Genomic DNA, 7,208 nt, shown 5'->3' on the forward strand with positions numbered 1-7,208 from the left:
AAGCACCAGGGCAATATTACCGGGGAATCGGAGGTTGGGAAGGGAACTACCTTCAATGCGGAGCGGGAGCTTTTGGAGAAAAACGCTTTGGGGCAGCATTAAAATGCTCATTGAAATTCTGTCGCTTCTGAATCCGGTAGCGGTAAACCAGGCTTCCCGCCGCCGCATAGGTATCCGCCTTAAGGTCGCGAAGCTGTGGGAGTTAGAGCTGGCGGTAATGCTGGCCCAAGTAGGCTACGTTACGATCCCCCAGAGCATTCTAGAGAAGAAGGCGCGGGGTAAGGTTCTGACGGAGGAGGAGAGGGTTTTCCTTACTTACCCGCAGGTGGGACAGAGGCTACTGGCTAACATCCCTCGCCTTGAGAATATCGCCGCGGGAATCGCGTACCAGCTCAAGCAGTACGACGGGGGAGGTTTCCCCGCCGACAACCGAAAGGCCGGGGCGATCCCCTTTATCGGGCGAGTGCTCAGGGTGGTGCACGACTCCGACGCGCTCCTGCAGATGGGGAAAACTCCAGACGAAGCAGTTGCCGTAACGCAGGAGCGGCGTAACTTATACGACCCGGAGGTTCTTGGGGCGCTGGAGGCCGAGGTGCTAAACGCGAAAGAAGGCTTTATCGTGCGGGCCCTGGGTCTCGACGAACTCTTGCCGGGAATGGTGTTAGCAGACGATATCCGGGACGGACGGGGCGTGGTCCTCGTGCCTAAAGGTTACGAGGTAACGGATGTTTTGAAAGCGAGGCTCCTCAATTTTGCGCGGTTTAGCGTGATTGCTGAACCGGTGAAGGTGTTAGAACCGGTTAGGGCGAAGGGCTCTCCGGAGGGAGCGCGGGAACAAGCTTGACCTTGCCCCATACACCTAAGGCGTCACCAATAATCACGACGGCGCCCGCAACGCCGGGTATCTCCTGGGCGCAGGCGAGTGCCTTTTTGATATCCGCCGGATTTTGGACGATGTTCCCCACAGCGGTAGCTGCGGCATCGGCGAGGGTGGCGGTCCCAGCGAGGATTACGGTGGCGTCGGCCCGTCCGAAGCTTAAAGAATGGCCGACAGTTCCGGATGAGGTACAGATGCCGAGCGGCGTATGCTCTGGGGGGGTTTCGAGTGCTATTCGGCAGGAAAGGGGCGAGCTGCCAGCGAAGATACCTACCCGGCGCTTCCGGGTGGATTTGAGAAAAATATCGCCCCCGTTTTCGACGATCACGTCCCGGGAATAACGCGCCAGGAGCCGACCCACCAGATCGGCGAAAGCCCCGGCCACTGCGGCCATGGGGCCAACGCCGCAAGCAGCTCCAGCTTCAGCCATGGCCACCGCGATTCCCGGGGCGTCCGGAAGCGGGCGGTGCGGCTTAAGGGTTTTTAAGAAAACGGGGTCCTTTTCAATATAGGCTTCGAGCAGGGCCCGCTCCTGTTTGACCTTTTTCTCAACCAACCAGACAAGCTCTGGTGTAAAACGCTCCGCGCGGACGCCGAGGCAAAGATCGGTCTCCTTCACTTTGACCTCGAAAAAGAAGAGGTCCTCTTCTCGAAAGAGTGCGCGGTAGGTGCGGCGGGCCAAATCAGAACCGGACCTCCATCGCCTTCATCGGGCAGGCCCGCACGCAGAGCTGGCAGACGACGCAGGCCTCGCTGTCGAAGCGAACCAGCATCGAGGGCCGCTCGATATAAAGCGCCCCGGTGGGGCAAATGGCGGTGCAGGCGCCGCAGTGGGTACACCGTTCCTCATTCCGGACCACTTCTTCGGTGAGCGGTTGCACCCCAACGCCTTGCTGCCGAAGAAATTCTAGCCCCTCTTCGGTTTTCTCGCCGGCAACGTCGAGAACCATCATCCCCTCCTTGTGCGGGTTAATGTTCGCCTTCAAAATATTGATCATCAGATTGTAGTCTTTAACCAGGCGGAAGATGATCGGTTTGTCGGCAATCGCCGCCGGAAACCGAAGAACAACTTTGCTCGGTGCCATTTACCTCTCACTCCTTTCGGTGTCGCGGATTTCAAGGGTCCGGGGTACGATGCCGGCGTCCGGGCCTGGAAGAAGCTGGACCGGTTCCCCAAGAAGGAATCTGCCTTCGCTAATCCAGCGTTTCAAAATCGCAGATATCTCCAGAGCTTTAACGTAGCTCGAGAGTGGTGCTGTCGACACTTCTTTACCCGCTATTGTAATCCGCCCTGATTTAAGCGCGGCATAGCTCACAAACCCTAGGTTACCGGGTTTGCGGTTCGGGTAAGCTTCCGCATAATCAATAATGGGGGCGTAAAGCTCGGCGTCGGTACGGGAGGCGTAATAACAGATCTCCTCGTTCAAAATCGGGATGGGTATCCCGATACCTACGCTTAAGGTGGCGCCGTAGCCAAGCATACTCGTACCGCGCAGCCACTGCGGGCTCATCTGCTTCAAATCGCCTAAAACCGCAAGCGTGCCCCCCGCCGGAACACGCGGCGCTCCTTCCGGAAGCGGCGGGAGGCTCGGGAAGTGCTGCGTACCGTTCCAGACCACGTAACCGACCCCGCCGCCTAAGAAGATACGGGTACCGACACCGATAGTTCGGAAGTACGGGTCCTTTAAAAGCGGGCTTAGCTGCCCGGAAGTGGAGTAGTGCGCGTTCCCGAGGTTGGGTTTTAAGACCCCCATGTAGGTGTAAAGCGTCCGCGGCCCCGTGTTTACCGCGCAGGCATAGTTCTGGTAGGCGTTGCGCGGGTTAAAGAGCACCGCCTCGTTAATATCGTCGAGGGTAACTACAGTCTCAATCTCCCGGCGCGGGTAACAATCGGTTCCGTAGCCGAAAGCCTTGAGACGTACCGGCCTGCGGGCTACGAAGTCCTCAATGACGTGCCCGCCGCCGTAGCGGAATTCACCGGGGTGATTTTTATTGAGCGGGTCCTCTTCGGGCAGTGCGGTGGCGCCCAAGTAGCAGTCAACCGCGGCGAGACCGGCGTAAGCGGGCACGCCGTTGAGCCAGACGCGGTTGAACTTTATCCGGGGGGCGCTGTGCCCGAAGTTGAAGTAGGCTCCCGAGGAGCACATCGGCGCGAAGGTTCCGGTGGTGACCACGTCGACTTCCTGCGCCGCCCGGCTAACCCCTTTTTCCTGGACGAGGGCGATCAGTTCCTCGGCGGTAACGACCACTGCTTTACCGGCTTTAATTTTTTCGTTAATCATGGCGAAAGTTTTATCGCGCATCTAAGTTCCTCCTTTCCCCGGCGTGCTGCCTGCGGGTAAAATAAAGGCCTCTTCTAACGAGAGGCCTTTATTTTAGGCACCCTTATCTATCAGAAGAGATGGGTGAGCTCTTCTGCTGGAATTGGCACCTGGCCGGGCCGCAGCCTTCGTAGCCACGCCCGACTGGTTGCCGGGCTTCATAGGGCCAGTCCCTCCGCCACTCTTGATAAGAGCCCGGGAACACGCTATTTAATTTGCCCTTAAAGTTATCAAGTTTTGGCGGACCTGTCAAGAGGAGACTGACGAGAAAAATTAAACCGGGTAGGGTTGAGAGGGTAGACATTATGCCATTTTTGTTTTTATAACACATTTGCTCAAAAATTTTGCCAAGGGGGTGTTAGGTGTGGCGCGGATCGTGATCCTGTCGTGCAAAAAGATTAGAGACATTACCTGTGTTTCGTGTATCAAGTGTTTTAAGGCCGTGGCGGAGCGGGCAGGAGAGTTTGCAAGGTAGAGGGACGAACCGCTCGAAATCGTAGGTATGGGGGATTGCGGCGATTGCCCGGGGCTGGTGATGCCTAAGTTGGGTCTCATTAGCGATATCGCAAAGGCTTACGGGCGCGATTTCGACGTGGTGTATCTCGGAACCTGTATCGTCAAGGCTTCTGCTACCCGCGAAGTGCCCGATTAACCCCGAAGAGTTGGCCCAAAAGATTAAGGGGAAGTTCGGCAAAGAGGTGATTATCGGGACCCATCCCTGGTAGGATACACTTCTCCAGCGGCTGCCCGGGATCTGACCCCGGGCTTTTTCTTTTCGGGGAGTAGCGTAAAAGGAGGTGAGCGGAAAAAGGGCGAATAGAGAAACTGCCGGAGAATGCTTGGGCTGATCGGCGCTTGAAGTAGCAGCGGATAGATTATGTGCCGCTGCCAAGTTTTTTAAAAGCGGGAGGCGAAGCTTTTTGCGCGTAGGCGTCTTTGCGGATAGCTACCGGCCTTATACGAGCGGTGTAGTCCGGTCGATCGAGACGTTTCGTCTGGCGCTGGCGGAGCGGGGCGTCTCTTTCTTTATCTTCGCGCCATGCTACCCGAACTGTGAACCTGAGGAGAAAGTCTTCCGGTTCTTTTCGGTGCCGGCCCCCACTAACCCGGACTTTGCCGTAGCGATTCCGCTTTCGGTCCGCCTCGGGCGAACGCTCAGGAGCCTCGGGCTCGACCTGATTCACGTCCATTCCCCCTTTTTTCTCGGGCGCCTTGGGGCACGCTGGGCGCGGCGTTTGGGGTTACCCCTTATCTTCACCTACCACACCCTTTACGAAGAGTACGTTCACTATTTCCCCTTTCTGCGCCAGCCGGCGCGAATCATCACGCGGCGTTATACGGTAAATTTTTGTAACCGTTGTGATTTGGTGCTGGCGCCGACCGGAGCCATCCGGGAGTACCTCTTGCGGTCGGGAGTTACCGTTCCGGTAGCGGTTCTACCGACCGGTATTGAGCTTGCGGCCTTCCGGGGTGGCGACGGCGCCGGTTTCCGGAGACGCTTGGGTATCGACCCGGAAGAAAGGGTACTCCTTTACGTGGGCCGCCTCGGCAGGGAAAAGAACATCGCCTTTTTGCTGCGGGCGTTTCGCGATATCGCCACTCGTCTTGATGCGGTGCGGCTGGTTCTGGTGGGGGGCGGCCCGGCGCGGGAAGAACTCCGGGAAGAGGCTCGGAGGCTCGGCATCTACGAGAAAGTGGTTTTCGCGGGTCCGGTAGCGCCAGAGCGGGTTAAGGATTGTTACGCGGCGGCCGATCTCTTTGTTATGGCCTCGCTTACGGAAACCCAGGGTCTGGTAATCGGGGAGGCCAAGGCGGCCGGGCTGCCGGTCGTGGCCGTCAGGGCCCGGGGCGTGAGCGAAATGGTCAATGAAGGGGTGGATGGGTTCCTCACGCCACTGGACGAAGCGATATTTGCTGCGGCGGTCTGCCGGGTGCTCGGGGACCCGCACCTTTACCGGAACCTAAAGGAGGGGGCGGTGACGAAGGCCGCGGAGTTATCCATCGGCCGACTCGCGGCGGTCCTTTTGGGGCATTACCGGGCGCTGGCAGAGAAAAAACGCGGCGGCGACTTTACTGCTGAAGGCGGGGAGAGGCAGTGGCAGTAAAAACGCTTGAAGAAATCATTAAAGAAATCACGAGTCTAATCGAAAAAAAATAGAGAGGAGATTTTTTCGATCGCTGAGGCGACCGAAGCCGAAGTCAGGCGTCTCCAGCAAGAGGCAGAGGCGGTTCGTAAAGAAACACTCGAGATCATTGCCCGGGTTGATAGTTTGGAGAAGGTAGAGAAGGCGGTACGCCTGTGGTTAATGGAGGTAAGCGCCGACTTCACTAAGCATACGGAAGCGGACATAAAAGAAGCGTACGAAAACACCCAGCGGCTGCAGTTAGAACTGGCGACCCTCCGGCAAAAAGAAGCGATGCTCCGCCTGCGCCGGGATGATATGGAGCGGTCGCTTAAGCGGCTACTAGAGACGCGGCAGCGGGCAACCCGCCTGGCGTCACGGATAGGAGTGGTTCTCGACTACCTCCGCACTGATTTCCAGGAAGCCGCGGGACGAATGGGGGAGATGCAGCAGTGGCAGCAGATGGCGCTCCGGATCCTGGAGGCGCAGGAGGAAGAGCGGCGGCGGGTGGCCCGGGAGATCCACGACGGTCCTGCGCAATCGATGGCTAATGTGGTGATGCGGGCAGAATTTTGCCTGAAGCTGCTGGACCGGGATCCGGCAAAACTCCGCGAGGAACTTCTGGCACTTCAAGATCTGATCCGCACCAGCCTCCAGGATACACGCAAGATAATTTTCGACCTCCGACCGATGGCGCTTGACGATCTGGGGCTGGCGGCGGCGCTTAAGAAGTTTATAGCTAACTACAAGGAACAATACGGGTTACCGGTAGAGTACCAGTACTTTGGACCCCAGAAGAGGTTGCCGCCAGCGGTGGAGGTGGCGCTCTTTCGGATTGTGCAGGAGGCGCTCAACAACATTTACAAGCACGCTCATGCCACCAGCGCCTTGGTTAAGCTCGAAGTTTTGCCAGCGCGGGTGAACCTGGTGGTACGGGATAACGGCAAGGGGTTTGATGTGGAAAAGGTGCTCAAAGACCTGGAGCGGAAAGGCTACGGGCTGCTAGGAATCAGGGAACGGGTGCAGCTTTTAAACGGTGAACTGGAAATCGTCTCTTTGCCCGGGAAGGGAACAACCATCATGGTAAGTGTTAATCTTCCAAACAGAAGATCAGTAAGGAATCACTGGAAGGATCACGTTCTCTAAGTGTTCTCTTCAGAGGTTGGGGAGAGGAGTTGGATGGCGGTACGGGTTCTTGTTGTTAACGACCACGCCCTGATCCGGCAGGGTTTAATCAAGATCCTTTCGGTAGAACCGGGTATCGTGGTGGTTGGTGAAGCGGCTAACGGCCGGGAAGCGGTTGAATTCATCCGAAAACAGCCGACCGATGTGGTTCTTCTGGATATTAGCATGCCAGAGATGAACGGGATTGAAGCCTGTCGCGAGATCAAGCGGATTCGCCCGGAAACGGCGGTGGTGGTCCTTACGATTCACGATCAGGAAGAGTATCTTTTCGAGATGATCCGGGCTGGCGTTTCGGGTTACGTTTTGAAGGATATGTCTGTGGATAAGTTGGTAGAAACCATTTACGGCGCTGCGCGGGGCGAATCCTTTATTCCCCCGCATTTGACGGCTAAGGTTTTTCAGGAGTTCAACCGGCTAGCCGCCCACAGCAATCCCGACGGCCTCACCGAGCGGGAGATCGAAGTTTTGCGTCTGGTGGCAGCAGGGGCGAGTAACCGGGAGATTGCAAACAAGCTCTTTATCAGCGAAAAGACGGTGAAAAATCATTTATCGAATATCTTTCAAAAAATTAGGGTGACCGACCGAACACAGGCGGCACTTTACGCCATCAAACAGCGGCTTGTAGAGCTGTAGCACCGGCCATTTTGGGGTGATTACTTCCGATCCGATAAGATAGTAGTTTTACTGGAAAAGCAATGGCGT

The 7,208-nt window shown here is 57.0% G+C and carries 8 protein-coding genes and 1 riboswitch; of the genes, 5 read left to right on the forward strand and 3 right to left on the reverse strand.

The annotated features are described in order from the left end of the window. Positions 1-103: 103 nt before the first annotated feature. Positions 104-844 (forward strand): HD-GYP domain-containing protein, encoded by a 741-nt coding sequence (locus ACUVTA_RS07705; protein WP_445952372.1) that lies wholly within the window; start codon positions 104-106, stop codon positions 842-844. Here the strand turns inward: ACUVTA_RS07705 and ACUVTA_RS07710 are convergent. From ACUVTA_RS07710 to ACUVTA_RS07720, 3 genes are read right to left on the reverse strand one after another with little or no spacing between them, the layout of a single operon-like run. Then, complete coding sequence (locus ACUVTA_RS07710; protein WP_445952373.1) at positions 801-1,559, reverse strand: UPF0280 family protein; 759 nt, start codon at positions 1,557-1,559, stop codon at positions 801-803. The genes ACUVTA_RS07705 and ACUVTA_RS07710 overlap by 44 nt on opposite strands. Position 1,560: 1 nt before the next feature. Beyond that, positions 1,561-1,962 carry an NIL domain-containing protein gene (locus tag ACUVTA_RS07715; protein ID WP_445952374.1) on the reverse strand — a complete coding sequence of 134 codons (402 nt, stop codon included), beginning with the start codon at positions 1,960-1,962 and terminating at the stop codon, positions 1,561-1,563. Next, positions 1,963-3,180 (reverse strand): homocysteine biosynthesis protein, encoded by a 1,218-nt coding sequence (locus ACUVTA_RS07720; RefSeq protein ID WP_445952375.1) that lies wholly within the window; start codon positions 3,178-3,180, stop codon positions 1,963-1,965. Positions 3,181-3,259: 79 nt separating this feature from the next. After that, positions 3,260-3,392, reverse strand: a riboswitch (SAM riboswitch). Positions 3,393-3,700: 308 nt separating this feature from the next. On the opposite strand from ACUVTA_RS07720, the gene ACUVTA_RS07725 reads away from it, so the two are divergent. The 4 genes from ACUVTA_RS07725 to ACUVTA_RS07740 all read left to right on the forward strand — a co-directional run bounded on the left by ACUVTA_RS07725 (position 3,701) and on the right by ACUVTA_RS07740 (position 7,139). After that, the gene (locus ACUVTA_RS07725) at positions 3,701-3,850 is read left to right on the forward strand and encodes a hypothetical protein (protein WP_445952376.1); all 150 of its coding nucleotides are present in this window, start codon (positions 3,701-3,703) and stop codon (positions 3,848-3,850) included. Between the two features lie 268 nt (positions 3,851-4,118). Beyond that, the gene (locus ACUVTA_RS07730; protein WP_445952377.1) at positions 4,119-5,303 is read left to right on the forward strand and encodes a glycosyltransferase family 4 protein; all 1,185 of its coding nucleotides are present in this window, start codon (positions 4,119-4,121) and stop codon (positions 5,301-5,303) included. Between the two features lie 69 nt (positions 5,304-5,372). Further along, on the forward strand, positions 5,373-6,467 hold the full coding sequence (locus ACUVTA_RS07735; protein WP_445952379.1) for a sensor histidine kinase: 1,095 nt from the start codon (positions 5,373-5,375) through the stop codon (positions 6,465-6,467). A 33-nt stretch (positions 6,468-6,500) separates the two neighbouring features. Next, positions 6,501-7,139, forward strand: a complete 639-nt coding sequence (locus ACUVTA_RS07740) for a response regulator (RefSeq protein ID WP_445952378.1) — start codon at positions 6,501-6,503, stop codon at positions 7,137-7,139. The last annotated feature ends 69 nt before the right edge of the window (positions 7,140-7,208 follow it).

The sequence above is a fragment of the Thermodesulfitimonas sp. genome (genome assembly GCF_052743955.1).